Consider the following 18785-nt stretch of genomic DNA (forward strand, 5'->3'; position numbering starts at 1 on the left):
GTTATTATAGACTAGGTGGGGGACTTTTCAATGACTATCGTGGTCCAGTTTTAGATTACTATATACATTCGATTTTTGGTATGACAACGCTAATACTGACCAATACTCTAGTAAACAAGTGGAGTATCAACAGTTTATTAAATCCAAATAAAAGTAGATCTAGATAAAAAGACTTATAAGGACTGATACAACGGGGTTTCAACCAAAGATGAATCTAGCAAATGTTTGCCAAATCCTTCCTTCCAAGGCTTTTAGGGGAATGGTGGTAAGCCATTTCCTTTCAGCTATTCTGCCCCGTTAATACAATACAATAAGCGCCACTTGCCAATTGCGTATAAATATAAGTGTTTATACATTTTTTCATTGAGAAATGATATAAAGCGATTTATAAACTCACTGTCCAAACATACATCATTGAAATACAAGAAACAGAAAAAGCGTATTTAAATAATTTAAAACATTGAATATCAAATATGTATTTATTTTATTGTATAATCGTTGGCAGTATATCGGGAAAAATTAAAGTTCCTTCCTCAGTAAAAATGAGATAAGGTTCTTTATATCCAAGATAATGGACATAAAATGGATATTCTTCATATAAGTCCTTTGTGTTAGTCAATAAGTTGCAATAAGGTATGAAACCTAATTTACCCTCTTTTGAATAGGTATACACTTCTATTCCTTTCTCGGTAAGTTTACGTAATCGAACCTTTGTTGTTTCATAGATTTGAAAATTAGTACAATCTAATAAATCCATTAAGTAAGCCTTCTTTTCTATAATTACAGTATATTTTATAATTATTAGTTGTCGGTTGTTATTTTATAGGAACGTAATCCATTTCAAATATATCTGCATGATCCAATTGACGATTCTCTTTCCCTATGATTTTTCCAACCATCTTAGTATTTAAATAATGACGATATTTATTTGCTTCACTTTGATCCTCAAATACCTTACTGATTATAATATGATCCCTAGCGTCAAAACCAATAACGACATGAACTTTCATATATTTTCCTCCATTTGCCTTTAACAATCAAGTAGGCATTACCATGAGGGGCGATAATCTTCTTTGTTACCGTTCATTTCTTATTTCTAAACCATTTATCCCATAGTTCATGGAATAGAAAGTTATATTTAATCATTACCCCATATCCAATGACTAGACTAACAATCAGACCGGGATATATAGGCTGATTAAAGAGGAGATTTACTATAACCATATATGTTCCCGCAACATTAAGACTGATAGCCATTGCGTTAATGAGAAAAGCAAGTTTAAAGAAATCCATATAGTTCACCCTGCTTTGAATTAAGTTATTTCCGTAATTATTCATTCTCTCGTTGCCAACAACTATGTATTGATTAGAATTTACAGCAATAAGCGTTAGGAATACCTTTTAGCCATTAACTCATTTTAATTTTATATACCTTCCTTAATAATTGGTTTTATATCCATTGCGCTTATATTCATGGTTTCATATTGCTCTTACCTTTATTATAACTATTAACTTATAAGATTTATACACTATTTCCTTATCAGGTCAGTTTGGAGTCATAGAAGGTAAGTTAGTGGTCATAAATGGTTAATTTAAAGACATAAGAAATTGCTAATCTTCGTATAGCAGTTTGAATGAATTGCTAAAACGTGTTAAAAAATAATTAATCAGCCCTGAAATGCTGGTAATGAACAAGGGTTAAGGAATAATTGAAACAGTGAAAGTTTCATACTTGGAGGCGGTTAGATTGAGTGTCAGTATCGGTGATACTTGTAGACTCTATAAGAAATGTAAAATAGGCGGAGAAACTAAATATGTAAGGAAATTCCAGACTACTGGTGGGAGAAAGGCTAATCCAACTAAACGCAAATCATTTTGTCGCAAAGATCGTAGGCATGAAGTAATTTTAGGTACAAAACAAGAATATAGTTTTGATACGTCTTTATTAAACCCATCTAAGAAGATAACCATCCGTGGTCGTAATCCAAATAATCATAGATATAAAAATAATGTAGGTTATGACAAAGCAAAGCAGTTAGTAAAAGAGGGTGCAGCTGGGATTGTACATAGCACATTGATTCGCCATTTCTTTAATAGAAAGACATTAAAGAAGTTCGTACTTGGACGGGATGGCTATACTTGCCATTATTGTGGCTTCTACGGTGATACCATAGACCATAAAACCCCCAAATCAAAAGGAGGATTAAGCACACCAAACAATTGTGTTTGTGCTTGTATCAAGTGTAATCAAAATATAGATGATTTGAGATATGAAAGGTATGTAAAAATCGTGGAATTTTCCCAGTAGGTTAATTAATAGAATGTGAGGGATATGATTTGTTATATGATGTGGTTAAAGGAAATCGTAATTTAATTTTAATAGCTGCATCAAAACACGGGATTCATAATATAAGAGTATTTGGATCTGTAGCAAGACTGGAAGACGGACCTGAAAGGACCTTGATTTAATCGTTGAAATTGATAAAGAGAGAAGTTTATTTGATTTGATTCATTTTACACATGAAGTTGAAGATCTACTAAGTGTAAGAGTAGATGTGGTTACTGAAAACTCCATTCATAGCAGTATAAAAAGAGTTATATTAGCCGAAGCCCTTCAACTGTGAAATGATATGTTTAGTATCCCCGGATTTTTAGTTAATTACAATACCCACGATTTTCGAACCACCATCAGCCAACAGCAAAGTAAAATTCAAAAATAAAGTATTAAAGAACTTATTGAACAGTACGTAACAGTTGGAAAGGAATGGAACATATTGAAAAGAGTTATAGTAAACAAGGTACGTTGCAAAAAGTGCGACGATATTATCGAATCAATACACAGCTATGATTTTAAGCGATGTTCTTGCGGGGCTATATTTATAGATGGCGGGAAGGATTACCAGCGGTATGGCTGGGGCATGAATCAGTCTGGAAATGCAAAACTAGAGGATTTTATTGATTTTAGTTATTCAGTTTATGAGGATGATTGAATTACTAATAAAAAGTTATATTTCACCTTCATATGGTAGCGATAGATGTCTAGGACAAGTTGTCCTAGACATCTATTTGTATAAACTCTATAAAGTAGTTAAGCATCTACAATTCACCCATGAAATTTATTTAAGCGTGTATTCCCTTGCTGAACTAATATAAAATATGGTTAATTTTTTGGAAAAATTAATATTTTAGGAGTAGTGATTTTAAACATTTGTTCGGCCCCTTATTATTAGAATGTAATAAATAGAAAGGCAGATTGTATATACTATGGACAATCTCTTCAACTTCGTAGGGGATTAGTAACAAGAAATATAGTGGAAACTGATTTATAGAGAAATGAGAAAAAAGGAAAGTCAAGCTATTTGCCTTTGTTTAACCATCATTTTGTGACATAATAGAATAGAGTATGTCTACATATATAACCATATTTAAGAGGTGGTTTTAGGGTGAAAAAAATTTACGATCTAATATTAAATAGCATTGAGGATAGCGATATACAAGATAAACGTGTTTCAAAAAGAAACTTAGCAAAAGTTATTTATTATCGATTAATAATAGCGCGACTTGGAGAGGAAGACAATAATTTTTGGTGGGAATCCCGTATCTTAGGCTCAGTAGGTAGAATGAACCTTATGCCTTTTTTACCACGCACATTTTATCAACAAAGGCTAGATATGGCTCAAAAAAGTGTACGGGAGAAAGAACTACATAGCATAAGTGCTAACAAGGTAATAACTCTATTTCATTTTGGATATGACTTTGAAAAAAAGGTATATGAACCAGCTGTTAAAATGCTCGCATCAAGAAAGGAATGGAAGGATATCCTTCATGAAATAGAAACAATTGAAGGTTATGCATTCGAACCACACTGGGCTAGGGATTTTTTTAATGAACCACGTTTGGATACATTTGATAATGTATCAGGGGAATCGTATGAATTAGGCTCAAAAAGAAGGCATTTTTATATACATAATGAAGAATTAGAAGAGGTTATCCATCAATTAATTTCTGTCTATGATTATGCTAAGAAAGGCCAAGTCACAATACCGTATTATAAAAGGGTTGCTGTAAATTAATGATTAAGAAATATAGTGCAGATTTAAAAACAACAGGAGCAGTTCTTGAGGATTCACTTAGAATTCTTAACAGGCTGTCTGAATTGAATAGTATTGAGGCGTTGGAAAACGAATTATTTGAGAATAATTTGTTGCTTAAAGCCTCAAAACGCCGGATTGAGAACGTATACGGATCAATTAAAAAGAGATATTTACAGGACCTTCAAGATAAACCTGTTTCTGAAGCTCCACTCTTATTAGCAATACAAAATATGAGTAAAGAAGAAGCCTTTTATCTTCTTTATTATCATATGTGTTTATCGGATAAGGTATTATATGACTTTGTAGTTGAAGTAGTTTTCCAAAAGTACATCAAGGGCTTTTTAGGAGTCTCTAGTGATGATGCGGGAGAATTTTTACTAACTTCTTCTATAGAACATGAAGAAATGAAAAATTGGTCCGAAAGAACCTACAAGGATTTAAAAAGTGCCTTGATAACCGTTTTACTTGAAACAGGCTTCCTCTCAAATAGACGTAATCCAGTATTTAATGAAAATGTATACTTTTCAAATAGAATCTTTGGATACGTGCTTTATTTTAATAAAGATTCAATTTTGACACTTGACGACTATTACAACCACGATGATTTCAAATTATTTCTACAAGATAAACAACAAAGAAAGATGATGTTAAAGGAACTAGAGCTAGGTGGAGTCATTCACTTAGAAGAAAATAAAGAGACTGAAATACATTATAAGTTTCCATCTTTAAAGGAGTTTGTTGTCCAATATGTTGTCGGAGAAGATTAATCAAATCAAAAATATGCTTCTTAATGATCAAATAGCATGGAGCCGCCAATCAGGTGTACCCTTTATGCTTGTTGCGATTAGTCCCAGTGAACAATTATATATTAAGCCGAAACTTGAAGAAATAGAGCAGGAAGGTCAGACACAAGGATATAAAGTCGCAGTTGTTAATCTGGAAAAATTGCTTTATGAACTCTTATTAAAAGATGAGAGCGGTGATTTAACAGAGCTTTATGAATTTGAAAAAGAAGATTATCCGGAGTTTATGAAGGAATTGCAGAATACGATGCTCAACCTACTATATGAATGGATTTTAGAAAGAGCGGAAAAATTGGGTGAAAAGGGACGAATAATATTCACCCGCGTAGGTAGTACAGCGCCACACTTTAGACTCATTCAATTACTTTCTAAACTGGAGAATAAGGTATCGATACCGCTCTGTTTTTTTATTCCCGGTACAGTTAGTTCAAGGAAATTTATAATGCTCGATGATGTTGATATTAGTGGCTCTAGAGCATTTTATTTATAAAGGGGTGAGATGATTGACTAAGATACATGAAATATTTCGGGGAAATATTAATCGTGATATTAATCCAGTAGTCAAAGTTCAAGATGAAAATTTAGCCCATATTCGTCAAGAGCTAAATGAGTATGTTATAACAGATCAAATACGAGATCACTTTAAAAAGGCATTTACTAATTATTTGAATGGTAATGATTATTGTTACTGGGTTTCAGGCTGGTTTGGATCAGGTAAATCCCATTTCACTAAGTTGTTAGGGCATGTTCTTGGAAATTATGAATTTGGAGACTCAACTAGTTCGGAAGTATTTCTAACAAGGGATGAATCAAAAGATCTTCGAACACTTGTTGAAGAGATCCGTACGAAATATGAAACGGAAGTTCTAATGTTCGATATCTTAGAGGAAACTGCTTATGACAGTAATAATCAACAGCAAAGTATTTCTATTACTATTTACAAACAATTTCTTTCCTATTTAGGATTCTATAGCCATATCCTTTGGGTTGGTGAATTAGAGTTTGATTTATATGAGTCTGGGTTATATGAGGATTTTAAAAGAGAATTCGAAAAGGTAAGCGGTAAGCCTTGGGAGGAAGCTCGCCAAAAGCCCTCTCGCCAAAAAACTAAAATTGCAAAAACACTTTGCAAGATTAAACCGGATGACTATCCTTCTGAGACAATTGCGATGGACATTATTAATGATATTAAAGATGACTTTTCGATGTCTCCAAAAAGATTAATTGAAGTTTTTAAATCTTATATTGATAAGGAAAGCCGTGATTCGGGCAAAGAGAAAAGGCTATTTCTATTAGTCGATGAAATGGGCCAGTTTATGGCAAGAGATGATCAAAAAATTAGTGAGCTTCAAGGAATATCGCATCAGGTTGAAGTAACTGGGCAAGGAAAGATATGGCTCGGTGTTACTGCACAAGAAGAGTTAAAAGCTGTTGTTGAAGATGCGATTAAGTTTAATACCGAATTAGGAAAAATCGCTGACCGATTTGGAGTGAAGATTCACTTAACACCTGAAAACTTAGATACGGTTCTTTATGAACGTGTATTAAAGAAAAAAACGGAAGCAAGTTCAATTTTAGAAAATGAATTTGAGGAGTATTCGGGCAAGCTTGTATCTGTTTTACAATTTCCAGATGCTGACCGGAAGTTCCCGGAGTTAACAAAAGAATACTTTGTGAAGGCGTATCCGTTTTTTCCTTATCAGTTAGGAATTATTAAGGATATTTTTGTGAAGTTCCTACAACGTACAGAATCAAATAAAAAACATGGCGGAACCAATCGTAGCATGATCAAAACAACTCAAGGAATATTAATAAATCCGGAGAATCACTTTGATGAAAGGGAAATCGGTAGTTTCGTAACGTTGGATCAGGTCTATGCTGAAGCAAGAGCTTCTGATTTTGTTCCTTCAACCGTGATTGATGCTATAAACGAAGTCGATAAAGCTGATCCGGAAAACCCTGATTTTACAAAAAAGGTGTTGAAAGTATTATATCTCCTTGATTCAATTAACTATTTGCCAAAAACATTAGATAATTTAACGAAAATGCTTTTCAGCAGTATAGAAATTAATTTTCATGATCTAAAGGGAATGGTTGAATCTTCTCTTCAAAGACTCAGCAAGGCCGGGTTTGTGGAGAGGGAGGGTGAATTATATAGCTTTTTATCACCGGAAGAGCAGAATTTCCGTCATGATGTACTTGCAGAGCAAGAAGAAGTTGGAACAAGAGATGTTATGAAATATGTAAGGGTTACAGTAAAGGATTTATTTAACCAGAATAGGGTTTTATATAAACAAATACGTCCTTTTTCCATTAACCTAATTGCAGATGATGAAAAGTATGCCAATGGTACGGAAATTTCATTTGAGGCTCTAAGTCCGGTAATCCTATTTAATGATGAGACTCTACGTGATAAAAAGAAGCGGGAATCGATAAGAGAAGAAAAACGTATTTATTGGCTTTCTTATCCTAATGAAGAGATTGAAGATATGATTAAGGAATATCTAGCACGTCAATCTACAATAGGTAAACAAAGGGAAAAAGCAGATGAAGAAAGAATGTTCTTTTTACGAAAGGAAGAGCAAAAAAATCAAAATATGGCGTTAGAAATTAAAAGAAAAACAAAGGTATCTTTTCTAGCAGGATCGTATTTATTCCGAGGGAAAGAGTATGATTTACCAAAAGGAGAAGAAATTAAATCAATATTTGATTCCTTAATAAGCATTGTAATTCCAACTATCTATACGCGTTTTGGCGATGCAGCAGTAAAAATTAATGTTTCACATATAGATGAAGTATTTAAACAAAATATTCACTCGGCATCTGAGGTATTTAAGGAATTAAATATTTTGGATAATGAGCATCAAATTAATTCAAGTTCAAAGGTACTAAATGAAGTTTTAACAGAAATTAAGTCTCGTTATAAGCGATTTGGGGTTTGTGCTGGAAGTGACATTTTGGATTACTTTCAAAGAAACCAATACGGTTGGGATAGTATGGCCATCAGGTTTTTTGCTGCAGCACTGTTTCGTGGAGGTTTTATTGAACTAGAACTAAAAGGTAAATCAATTAGAAGTTATACCGAATCTGGTGTAAAAGAAATATTTGAGAAAGAACCACATTTTAAATCATGCCAGTTTATAGAAGTCAAAAATGTTGATCCTGCAATACGTCAGCAATGCAAAAAAATATTAGAATCGGAATTTGAGGAAAAAGTTTCTGCTGATACAATTCCGGAGTATTATGATAAATGTATTAAAGTCTCGAACAATATTTTAATAAAAATCAGAGGTTTAATTGTTACAGCTAAGGAAAACCGGTTATCGATTATTGATCAACTACAGAAATTAGAAACGGCTTATAAAGAAATTGTTAATAAAAATCATTCTAGTGATGTCATTATTTCTTTTGTAGATAAGTATCAACAATTAACAGATGAAATAAACCTCATGAAAAAGTTCGATCATTTTGTTGAAAATGATCATATGGAATCTGTACAAGAAATAGTAAAGTTTATTTCGGATGTATGGATGCCTCAACATTTTCCAAAGGATGAGGCGCAAGAAAATAAAGTTCAATCTATACTTAGTGAGATATCATCAATTGGGTTTATTGATAATTGGGTTAATATTCAAGGTGATTTTTTAAATATCAAAAATTATTATGATAAGTACTATAGAGAACTTCATTCTAGAGTAATGAAAAAAATAGAAAACATAATGAATGAAATGGAGCAATTTCCGAAATTTGATTCATTTGATGTGTTTCAGCAGAGAGAAATCCTTAATCCATTAAGTAAGCATTATGAGGAGGAAGTTCCACAGGATCATCATCGTAATTATGATTATTTAGAACAACTAGAACATGCATTACCAAGCTATAAACAGGATTCTATTGGAATATATGGTGAGCATCTTGAAAAGTTACGACAGCCTACTAATTTAACATCGGATGATGATGACAATCCGGAAGTAAAAAAACCTACTTTTAAACAGGTCGAAATTAGAGACATTATGAAAATGAAAAAGATCTCTTCTGAAGAAGAAATTCAGGACTATTTGAAAACCTTAGAAGAGAAACTAAAGGAAGAATTGAAGCGTGTTGACTATTTCTTCTTATCTTAAAAGGGATAGGAAAGGGTTGGTAAAATGAAACCAGAACAAAAAAAGGCAATTAATCGTACCATATTAAATTGTAGAGGTATTTTAGAAAGTGATATAGAAAATCGCCTTGTTACTTATGGTATTCTACTAGACGAACCTTGGATTGAAAAAGATAAATTATCACTTTCAGATGAAGAAGAGCAAATCTATAAAGACCTTCGTGATGCTATTTCTAAGGAGATGAAGGGCGGGCTTTCTGAAAGGGAGGCCCTTATCTCCTATATTCGTGAGGTTACTTATACATATTTAAATCGTATAGCCGCCCTCCGAGTTATGGAGGTTAGAGGGCTAATGGAAGAAGTACTTATTCAAAGGGAAGAATACAGTAATCGTTCATATGGAAATCGGAACTTCTTTGAGGTTGCACGTGAATTTTGCAAGTCTCAATCAGATGAGGGATTGTCTTATTTTATTTCTTTGATATTTAATGAGGTTTCCTCCGATATAGGACTATTATTTAATACGGAAGATGAATATTCAATAATTGGGCCAAGTAACCAAGCATTATTGGAAATCATTCATCAATTATCCACTGAAATTGATGAAGAATCATGGCAACAAGATGAGATAATTGGTTGGATTTATCAATATTTCAATGAAGAAGAGAAAACACAGTTATTTAAGGAAAAGAAGAAGTTCGAACAATTGGATATACCACCGGCTACCCAACTATTCACTCCTGATTGGATTGTTGATTGGATAATAGAAGGATCTCTGCAACAAACCCGCAAAGAAATTAACAATGGTAAGCTTAAAGGAAAAGGCATTGAGGAGATAAAAGTATTGGATCCCTCATGTGGAAGTGGGCATTTTCTTGTAAAGGCCTTTGATATATTCTATAAATGGTACAGTGAAGAAGGGTATCCTAAAGAACAAATTCCATTTCTAATTTTAAAGAATAATCTTTATGGTATAGACATAGATGCAAGAGCAATTCAATTAACAGCTCTTATTTTATATATTAAGGTAAGGGACTCTTTAAAGCAGAGCGGAATTAGTTATGATAATGAATATTTTGAAATGAACCTAGTAGTTGCTGATGCAATTTTGCTAAATGGTGAAAGGTTAGAGAATCTAAAAAAACAATTCCAAAATAACCCTACTATACTTAATATGATAGATATTATTTATGATGAATTCAAAGATACACGTTTAAAAGGGAGTCTTGTTCAGCCGGAAAAAAGGTTAAAACCATTAATTGACGATTATATTCAACAAAAAGAAAAAAGACTCATAACTAGTAATAAACATGAAGAATATGATCTTTTTGCTGATATGGATAATTTTAAGTTTGAACAAAATGAATCAGCTTTATCAAAGAGTGAAAAAGAGTTATTTAATTATTTGGAACAAATTTACACTCAGGCTATTCAAGCGAATGATATAAATAATTTACTTTTTGCTAATGAAGCAAGGAAATCGGTAAGATTATTAAATATACTTATGCAAAAGTATGAAATTGTTATTACAAACCCACCATATTTAGGGAAGCAAACTATGAATGAAGACCTTAAAAATTTTTTGAATATCAATTATTCAGCTGGATCTTATGACTTATATAGTGCATTTATTTTAAGATGTTTAGATTTTGTTGCAGATGAAGGGTTTATTGGAATGATAACTCAAAATACCTTTATGTTTAAGCCTACATTTGAGGGGCTTAGACAAAGAATTCTGGAAAGTTGCCAAATTAGGGAATTTGTACACCTAGGGCCTCATGCATTTGATGATATCTCAGGTGAAAAAGTAAACACAGCGATGTTTGTTTTACAACATACCGATAAGAGAACTCAGTCTACTTTTATAAACGTAAAAGATTACAAAAATTCATCTGAAAAACAGGCTGCATTAAAGGAATCATACCAGACTGGATTGAATAGTTACTTAGTTAATCAGGGAAACTTCAAAATAATTAAAGGTTCTCCTTTTGTATATTGGATATCTGACTTTGATGAAACAATATTTAAGTTATATCCATCGATGGACGATAAGAGTAAAAATCCTATTGCCTACTCTAGAAAAGGGCTGACTACTGGAGATGATAAAAATTTTGTTCGTTTCTTTTGGGAAGTTCCAAAGAAGGAAATTAATAAAGTCTGGAGATACTTTTCAAAGGGAAAAGAATATATTAGGTGGTATGAATCTTTTAATAGAGTAGTTTACTGGAAAGATAATGGATATGAAATTAAGAACTTTAGAAATGAGAAAGGAAAATTGAGATCAAGACCTCAAAGTGTCGCTTTTTATGATGAGCAGGGAATTACATATGGAATGAACAGTACAAATGGTTTTGCAGGAAGATACCTACCGGATGATGTTATTATTTCTGCAAATGGTCCGGGAATTTTTGGTAATCAGGTAAACACCTTTTATTTAATGGGATTACTTAATAGTCAACTAAGCAAGCGCCTTTTCAGTATGTTAGCCCCTACGCTAACAATCAATATTAGTGATGTAGATAAGTTTCCTATCAAAGCCCCCAATAATGACATACAAGAAAAGGTAAGTTCTTTAGTAAAGGAGATACTTCCTATTGCCAAAGTAATTGAAAGCGATGAGGAAATAAAACCTGATTTTGTATTACCTAATCTTCTATTTAATAAGGGGAAAAACATTAAAAATTCTTATACCTTATATAAAAATCATTTGACGATAATACAAAAGGTGATTTATTCAATAGAAACAACTATTGATTATATAATTTATGATTTATACGATGTTCCTGATTCATTACGTGAATATAAAATTGAGAATAGTAATGTGCGTTTGGATTATTTGGCAGGGGAAGTCTTAGAGGCTTATAAGTCCTCGAATATCGCAATGTTAGATGATTTAATATTTAAAGAAAAAGTAGGCTTAAAAGAACTTGATGAAAGTGTTTATGATTTACTATCTTATTTTATTGGCGTTCAATTTGGTAGATGGGAATTAGCCAATTACAATATAGAACGAAGTAATGGGATAATTGAAATAAATAAACAATTTATAGAAGACGAAATTTATGACTTGATAGAGTACTTTTTTGGTGAAGAGAATTTTGAAGAAGTTGTTGAAACAGAAATAAATAGCATACTAAAGAAGGATATTTATGATTGGTTTTTAAAGGATTTCTTTAATTATCACGTTAGTAAATATGAAAACAGGCCAATCTATTGGCATATATGTAGCCCAAATAAAACTTTCAATGCATTATTATCTTATCATGATCTAAACTCTGATACCCTTTATAAATTAAAGTCAGATTACCTATTACCATTGATTAGGAACACTAGTGGAGATTTAAATTTCTATAGAGAGAAAATGTCTTCTACAGGAGATAAAAAGAGTTCAAAGCAGTTTGAGAAAAGGGTTATTGATTTAGAAAAACAAAAAAGTGATTTAGAGGCCCTTGATACACAAATAGATGACATTATTGCATCTGGTTATGAGCCAGATATTGATCAAGGAGTTTTATATAATATCAAACCGCTGAACCCAATCTTGGCGAAAAAAATCGAAAAATAATCAGCGAAGGGAGGTACAATTGAAGCACCTGCAGTATATTGTAGGTGCTTTTAATAAAATTATGAAAAAGTCATTTTATGATATGGTCGCAGAAGACCTTAACAAACACTTTCAAAAAAGTTCAGTTGTTATTTGGCTGGATAGGTATCAATCGTTTATAACTGAATACGAAAGATTTATTAAGGAAGAACGCTTAAATCGTTTTGTTTTTGAGGGGAGCTTTTTACAGTTGCGACACATGATTGTCCAGTATTCCCCAAACTTTGATCACCGTGTATTAATATATATACCCGGCAATCATAACAATTTAACATTGTTAAAAGAATATGTCTTTCTGGCAGAAATATATGATGATACCATAAGAGATGTTTTATCAAAACACTACAATATTAATTTGCCTTTGAATAAAAGTGATCGCTTGCAAAAGCAATTACTATTTATTAAAACAAAGTGGGATATTTTATCAGATGACTTACTAGAAAACTTGAATGAGGATAAAATAGGGCAGTTTATTTTGCAGAACCACTTATCAATGGATGAACTTGATAAAAAAGAAACAATATTACGTTTTATAACAGATAAGACCTACTATCAAACATTAATAGAGCTAGAGAATTTACAGGCTTTTTGTCAACTGGCTGATGAATATTATGGTTTTCTTATTAACGAGCAACAGACTTATGAAGAGATTGTTGCGACAATAGCCAATACATTAATTAAAACTGAACTGTCATTGGATGCTCAAGATGAGAACTATACTACAGATTCCAAAATAACACATAGACGCAGTGAACTGTTTAACTTTTGGTCACAGCACGATTATTATCGTAGTCACTTTGAAGAGTGGTCGAAAGAGACATCAAATGAATTTAAACAACAAATTTCATTGAAAGAGACAGAAGAGTTATATTCAATAAAAGGTTTTTCAGTAATCGATGAGGAGTTATGGCGGCGAATCACAAAACGGATTTTACCGGATGAGTTGAATATTGACGTTTTAATACAACCTTCAATTGACCAATTTATCCTTATTGCAGAAGCTCGAATAACAAGGGCAACGGATAATGAGTTTATCAATAGATGGAGTTCGTTGGCTCAGCTATTACATTTTATTGTGGAACTGAACAAGTTTAAGGCTTATATTAACCAAGTTTCTCCGTTAGAGAATCCTGAAGGTATTGTTAAAGAATATATTCAACAAAACTGGTGGACCATTGATTATCGATTTAGAAAAGCTGAAGAACAATACCAAGCAAATGATCCGCTTATTTTTGCTCTTATTAAGTATGCTAATGGGCAATACATACATCAGTTTTTAAAACCTTTGAATACTCAATTTCAACAAAGCTTTGAGTCAAAACGGGATTATTCAATAGAAGGAATAACGCACCAAAGGCATTTTTGGAACGAAAATATAAATGATTCGAACAGAAAGACGGCAGTTATTTATGTTGATGCGCTACGTTATGAGATGGGTACGGAACTGCAATCTTTAATTGATGAAGAGTGGAACGTAGAGGTTAATAGTATGCTCTCTTCCTTACCTTCCATTACGAAGGTGGGAATGACCGCGTTATTACCACTTTCCAATTCAGTATTGGAATGGAAAAAGGAAAAAGATGACTTTGTTATTTACTCAGAAGATAATACACAATTAAATACGAAGAATGACCGTATTAAGCTTCTAGAAGCTGTTTTAGGATCCAAAGGAAAGATTGCTAATCTAGAAAGTTTCTATAAATTGTCTAAGAACCATATACAAACAGAAATAAATGGTAAGGACACTATTATAATATACTCTAGCGAAATTGATACAACCGGTGAAAATATTGAAGATTCAGCTGTTTATATGTTCCCACATCTATTAAAAAAAATAAAAATAGTGACCGAGAACTTATTGAAATCTGGAGTTGACGATGTTGTAATAACGGCTGATCATGGATTCTTACTAACAAACGGTCTGGAGGGATGGAATCAGGTTTCCTTACCGAATGACGTGGAAACTGTGAAAAAGTCGCGTCGATATGCTATTGCAGATAACAGAGTTAAGGGAAACTGGATTGTTAAGGAATTAGCTTGGTCTCATCATAAAGGTGACTATTATCAATATTATCCTTCAAGTAATTATTTTTTCACTGCAAGTGGTGGTGCAAAGTTTAGTCATGGTGGTTTAACTATTCAAGAAGTTATTATACCGGTTCTTACGGTATCATCAAGGAATATATCACTAGATTATATAGATGACCCGCGGATAGAACAACAAGGGGCATTGGACGAAGTAATAAAGGCAGATGAAACAGTAGATATTCAGGATCAAATAAAAGCATTTCTACAGGAGAATAAAGATGATTTAACAAAGCGTGAGAAGTTCCTGTTAAGTTGTTTCCTAGACAGTTCAAAGTGGAATGAAAATGAACTTCTACAACGGGCGAATACAAAAGGGATTAAATTTAAATCCGTTTTAGTTTCTGAAGCAATGTCTGATTTGATCGAGAGAATGGAAGATGAGGGTAAAGATTGGTTTAAAGTTGAAATGATAAATGGAACAGTGTATGAATACTCTATAAAGTAGGTGAAAAAATGGATATTAAAATAGGTGAAACTATATTACGTGCTTTAAGAAACGGTACAGTTCCAAATGTGGGAACCCATTTATTAATAGCAGGAAATAAAGAAGAAAGAAGACATTTAAATAATGAGTTAGAATATATTTCATTTGATAATGACGGACATGCTGGATTTAAATTCCTATATGGTCCATACGGTTCTGGTAAGTCGTTCCTATGTGAAGTATTAAAGGAGGATGCGTTTGAAAATAATTATGCTGTCTCCGAAATTGTAATTAGTAAATCTGTGCAACTCCAGAACTTTGAAACAGTTTATCAAGCAATTATGACCGGCCTTAGAACTAAAAATCAACGGGAATACTCAGCATTTAGACAAGTTATTCAAGAATGGCTTTCTAAAGAAAAAATGGATATTATTCGAAAATACGATCTTGATCCAGATGAAAGTGATGAAGATGAAGAACAACTCATGAATTTATTGGAACAAAAGATAAGTGACGAACTTTCGAAAGCCAATGCGACATCGCCGGGTATTGTCCAAGCCTTCCATAGTTTTTACAAAGGGTTAATGGAGGGAAATCGCCAGCTTTCTGATTGGGCGCTAGGTTGGATTGCAGGGGATGCCAGTATTGATAGGGTAGCTAAATCTAAAATTGGAGTAACTGGAAAAGTTGATAAAACGAATGCTTTTGAGTTTTTACTTGCCCTTCTCCATATTTTAAAACTATCAGGCTATAAAGGATTATTAATTATTATTGATGAGGTTGAAACAGTTAGAAAGGAACGCAGGGATATTAGATATCAAGCGTTCGAGAATTTAAGGTTTCTTATTGATATGGTCAGTAAGGATCGTTTAAAAGGGTGCTATATGTTGTTTACAGGCACAGATGATCTTATTGAGAATGAAGACCGGTCTATCAAAGAACATGATGCACTCTTTTCAAGGATAAAACCATTATCACTACAACATAAAGAGGGTATCAACAAAGTTTTTTCAACTCCTCTTTTGAAACTTAATCGTTTTTCTACAAATCAATTGGTTGAAGTAGCAAATAAAGTTCGTCAAATTCACGGAGAAGTACATGATTGGCAGCCAGAAATGGTAATTGATGATGCATTTATAAAACAGTATGTTGATTCATTTACAATAGCTTTTGATCGTGAAGTTTCAATTTTGCCGAGAACATTTTTAAGAGAATTTCTGTTTGTTTTGGATGCTGCGAAGGAAGGAAACGATGTTCATTCCTTATTAAATATTAATCCGGAGGTAGTAGAAAGAGTAAAACATAACTTTGAGGTCGCTGGTGGAAGAGAAACGGCGGTTGATATTGAATTATGAGTAATAAATCCTTCACGCTATTAAGTAAAAGGTTACAAAGTGGGATCATTGATCATTTGGGATGGAAATCTTTACGAGGTGTTCAGGAGGATTCTATCCCCAATATATTGTCAGGTAATAATGCCATTATACAAGCAGCAACTGCTGGTGGAAAAACAGAAGCTGCTTTTTTTCCTATATTAAGTATTATTAACGATGAAGGTTTGCTCCCTCTATCTGTTATTTATATCAGTCCAATTAGAGCATTGCTTAATAATCAGGAATACCGATTAAAAAGTTTAGGGTCATTGGTAGGAATTGACGCGTTTAAATGGCATGGTGAAGTATCAACAGGAGAAAAAAAGCATTTTAAAAGGGATCCTGATCATATTGTTGCTACAACTCCTGAATCACTTGAGGTTCTTTTAATGAATGGAAGTGAGCCATACGTTAACTTATTCGAAAATATCCGTTTTATTGTGATTGATGAGATTCATTATTTTGCTAACAATGACCGAGGAATTCAACTTATGTCAATTATAGAAAGAATTCAGCAATATTCTAAGTACGATATTCAGCGGATCGGACTATCCGCAACAATTGGAAATCCTAATGATTTATTAAACTGGATGCAGGGTTCAAGTAAAAGGAACCAGTCTTGGATACAGCCTAATACAAATAGTAAAAGAAAAACTAAGCTTTTTGTAAGATATGTTGATGAATGGTCAGAAGAGGAATTGCAAAGTAAAGTAATCCCCATATTAAAACAGCAGAAGAGTTTGTTTTTTGCTGATAGCAGGTCTTTAGCTGAAAAAGTCGCAAATACCATAAAAGACTTAGGAGTTCAAAGTAGACTGCACCATTCATCCATATCTAAGATTTACCGAGAGCAGACTGAAACACTATTACAAAGAGAAAGTGAACTAATGGTTGCTTGCACTAGCACAATGGAATTAGGGATTGATGTTGGAGATTTAGACGTTATCCTACAGTACAATGCCCCCAATACGGTATCTTCGTTTTTGCAACGGCTAGGTAGAACCGGAAGAAGAGAAGGACGGGCAGCACATTATGAATTTTTAACGGTAAATAAAGAGTCGCTATTAAGAAGTATTTCATTAATTGAGTTAGCGCGTGAGAAATGGGTTGAGTCCGTTAAATTTCCTACACATGCTTACCATATATTAATCCAACAAATCTTTTCTACTATTAGGGAAAAGCAAGGTGCAACATATGCTCAACTAACGAACTTGATAAAAAATAGGGGAAACTTTAGTAGTATAAGTGAAGATAATCTACTGCAATTTTTAGAAGGGCTTCTTAAAAATAATTATCTATCAATTGTTGATGGAATTTATTTTTTGTCAGATCCGTTAGAAGAAACCTTTTCCCGAAAAAACTTTTTAGACTTATATTCAGTTTTTGAGACAACTCAGGAATTCATGGTGAAACATCAAAATCGTGAAATTGGCACACTAGATTCTTGGTTTGTAAATGCCTTTTATAAGGAAAATGAACCATTCCTTTTTGTATTAAACGGTCAAGTATGGAAAGCAGCTGAAATCAATAAGGAACGATTCATTATACATGCTAACGAGGCTGAAAAGGGTGCTATCCCATTGTGGCAAGGATCCGGTCAAAAAACTTCTTTTGTAATTGCACAGGAGATACTAAAAGTCTTGTCAAGTCATGATAGCTTTCCGTATATCGATGAGGATGCTTCACAAAGAATAAAAGAATATCGTATGGATTTTCAACACTTTGGAATGAAACCGGGAATGATGGTCATTGAAGAAGAGCCTAAAGGTTTTACTCTAAATACATTTGCTGGTGACGAGGTAAACTATACCCTAGCAACTTTGTTAAAACATTATACCGGTGCAGAAGTTAAATCGGATTATCAAAGAGTGAAGTTTAAATTGGAAGGCTACCCTTATGAACGTCTGGAAAAAGTAATTGAGGAAATCCAAACAAACGTTGATAAAGAAAGTCTTCTTGAATTAAGAAAATATATAGGCGATATGCAAATTGCTAAGTTTCAAAAGTACCTTCCTGAATTTGCCGAGCGATTATTTATTGTAGAACAATTATTTGACTTAGATTTATTACAGCGTTATTTAACGGATACTGAGATTGAATATAGAATTTTGTAAAACAGTTTGAAGAAAACAACAAAATGCTTTAGTGACTTGGCATGGAAAATATGTAGAAATTAAAAAATATATTAGAGGAAAATTAAAACCAGTATCTATGTAGATGCTGGTTTTTGGGCGTGCCCCACTGTTGCACAATCTAGGTGGTTCGAATCCACACGGTAACTTTACCCTTTGAAGTAC

Annotated in this window: 15 protein-coding genes; 12 read left to right on the forward strand and 3 right to left on the reverse strand. The window is 32.9% G+C overall.

Translation table 11 applies throughout. The features are described 5' to 3' along the window. Window positions 1–484: 484 nt before the first annotated feature. The 3 genes from AC6HVZ_RS18390 to AC6HVZ_RS18400 all read right to left on the reverse strand — a co-directional run bounded on the left by AC6HVZ_RS18390 (window position 485) and on the right by AC6HVZ_RS18400 (window position 1293). On the reverse strand, window positions 485–757 hold the full coding sequence (locus AC6HVZ_RS18390; protein ID WP_497559587.1) for a hypothetical protein: 273 nt from the start codon (window positions 755–757) through the stop codon (window positions 485–487). A 58-nt stretch (window positions 758–815) separates the two neighbouring features. Further along, the gene (locus tag AC6HVZ_RS18395) at window positions 816–1010 is read right to left on the reverse strand and encodes a hypothetical protein (RefSeq protein ID WP_497559588.1); all 195 of its coding nucleotides are present in this window, start codon (window positions 1008–1010) and stop codon (window positions 816–818) included. A 73-nt stretch (window positions 1011–1083) separates the two neighbouring features. Beyond that, window positions 1084–1293 carry a hypothetical protein gene (locus tag AC6HVZ_RS18400; RefSeq protein ID WP_497559589.1) on the reverse strand — a complete coding sequence of 70 codons (210 nt, stop codon included), beginning with the start codon at window positions 1291–1293 and terminating at the stop codon, window positions 1084–1086. Between the two features lie 454 nt (window positions 1294–1747). On the opposite strand from AC6HVZ_RS18400, the gene AC6HVZ_RS18405 reads away from it, so the two are divergent. The 12 genes from AC6HVZ_RS18405 to AC6HVZ_RS18460 all read left to right on the forward strand — a co-directional run bounded on the left by AC6HVZ_RS18405 (window position 1748) and on the right by AC6HVZ_RS18460 (window position 18602). Beyond that, complete coding sequence (locus AC6HVZ_RS18405) at window positions 1748–2308, forward strand: HNH endonuclease (protein ID WP_497559590.1); 561 nt, start codon at window positions 1748–1750, stop codon at window positions 2306–2308. A gap of 29 nt (window positions 2309–2337) precedes the next feature. Further along, entirely contained in the window at window positions 2338–2469 is a 132-nt protein-coding gene (locus AC6HVZ_RS18410) for a hypothetical protein (protein ID WP_497559591.1), read from the forward strand. Between the two features lie 35 nt (window positions 2470–2504). Next, a complete protein-coding gene (locus AC6HVZ_RS18415) occupies window positions 2505–2624 on the forward strand; it encodes a hypothetical protein (RefSeq protein WP_497559592.1) in 120 nt (39 codons plus the stop codon). Window positions 2625–2774: 150 nt separating this feature from the next. Further along, window positions 2775–2990 (forward strand): DUF7695 domain-containing protein, encoded by a 216-nt coding sequence (locus tag AC6HVZ_RS18420; protein ID WP_497559593.1) that lies wholly within the window; start codon window positions 2775–2777, stop codon window positions 2988–2990. A 453-nt stretch (window positions 2991–3443) separates the two neighbouring features. Then, a complete protein-coding gene (gene brxE, locus AC6HVZ_RS18425; protein ID WP_497559594.1) occupies window positions 3444–4073 on the forward strand; it encodes a BREX-6 system BrxE protein in 630 nt (209 codons plus the stop codon). Next, window positions 4073–4861 (forward strand): BrxA family protein, encoded by a 789-nt coding sequence (locus tag AC6HVZ_RS18430; protein WP_497559595.1) that lies wholly within the window; start codon window positions 4073–4075, stop codon window positions 4859–4861. Before brxE ends, AC6HVZ_RS18430 begins: the two co-directional genes overlap by 1 nt. Further along, window positions 4842–5387, forward strand: coding sequence for a BREX protein BrxB domain-containing protein (locus AC6HVZ_RS18435; RefSeq protein WP_497559596.1), 546 nt, complete (start codon window positions 4842–4844; stop codon window positions 5385–5387). The genes AC6HVZ_RS18430 and AC6HVZ_RS18435 overlap by 20 nt, the downstream gene beginning before the upstream one ends. A 13-nt stretch (window positions 5388–5400) precedes the next feature. Next, window positions 5401–9021 carry a BREX system P-loop protein BrxC gene (gene brxC / locus AC6HVZ_RS18440; RefSeq protein WP_497559597.1) on the forward strand — a complete coding sequence of 1207 codons (3621 nt, stop codon included), beginning with the start codon at window positions 5401–5403 and terminating at the stop codon, window positions 9019–9021. Window positions 9022–9045: 24 nt separating this feature from the next. Next, window positions 9046–12564, forward strand: coding sequence for a BREX-1 system adenine-specific DNA-methyltransferase PglX (gene pglX / locus AC6HVZ_RS18445; RefSeq protein ID WP_497559598.1), 3519 nt, complete (start codon window positions 9046–9048; stop codon window positions 12562–12564). Window positions 12565–12583: 19 nt separating this feature from the next. Next, window positions 12584–15136, forward strand: coding sequence for a PglZ domain-containing protein (locus AC6HVZ_RS18450; RefSeq protein WP_497559599.1), 2553 nt, complete (start codon window positions 12584–12586; stop codon window positions 15134–15136). An 8-nt stretch (window positions 15137–15144) separates the two neighbouring features. Beyond that, the gene (locus AC6HVZ_RS18455) at window positions 15145–16470 is read left to right on the forward strand and encodes a BREX system ATP-binding domain-containing protein (protein ID WP_497559600.1); all 1326 of its coding nucleotides are present in this window, start codon (window positions 15145–15147) and stop codon (window positions 16468–16470) included. Beyond that, window positions 16467–18602: a DEAD/DEAH box helicase gene (locus AC6HVZ_RS18460; protein WP_497559601.1), complete on the forward strand. Its 2136-nt coding sequence runs from the start codon at window positions 16467–16469 to the stop codon at window positions 18600–18602. Before AC6HVZ_RS18455 ends, AC6HVZ_RS18460 begins: the two co-directional genes overlap by 4 nt. The last annotated feature ends 183 nt before the right edge of the window (window positions 18603–18785 follow it).

This window comes from Oceanobacillus sp. NCCP-135 (assembly GCF_059698015.1).

Coding starts and splice junctions, on each gene's coding strand:
- AC6HVZ_RS18460 (WP_497559601.1), top strand. CDS start 16,467: ATGAGTAATAAATCCTTCACGCTATTAAGTAAAAGGTTACAAAGTGGG.
- pglX (WP_497559598.1), top strand. CDS start 9,046: ATGAAACCAGAACAAAAAAAGGCAATTAATCGTACCATATTAAATTGT.
- AC6HVZ_RS18430 (WP_497559595.1), top strand. CDS start 4,073: ATGATTAAGAAATATAGTGCAGATTTAAAAACAACAGGAGCAGTTCTT.
- AC6HVZ_RS18390 (WP_497559587.1), bottom strand. CDS start 757: ATGGATTTATTAGATTGTACTAATTTTCAAATCTATGAAACAACAAAG.
- AC6HVZ_RS18435 (WP_497559596.1), top strand. CDS start 4,842: ATGTTGTCGGAGAAGATTAATCAAATCAAAAATATGCTTCTTAATGAT.
- AC6HVZ_RS18400 (WP_497559589.1), bottom strand. CDS start 1,293: ATGGATTTCTTTAAACTTGCTTTTCTCATTAACGCAATGGCTATCAGT.
- AC6HVZ_RS18455 (WP_497559600.1), top strand. CDS start 15,145: ATGGATATTAAAATAGGTGAAACTATATTACGTGCTTTAAGAAACGGT.
- AC6HVZ_RS18395 (WP_497559588.1), bottom strand. CDS start 1,010: ATGAAAGTTCATGTCGTTATTGGTTTTGACGCTAGGGATCATATTATA.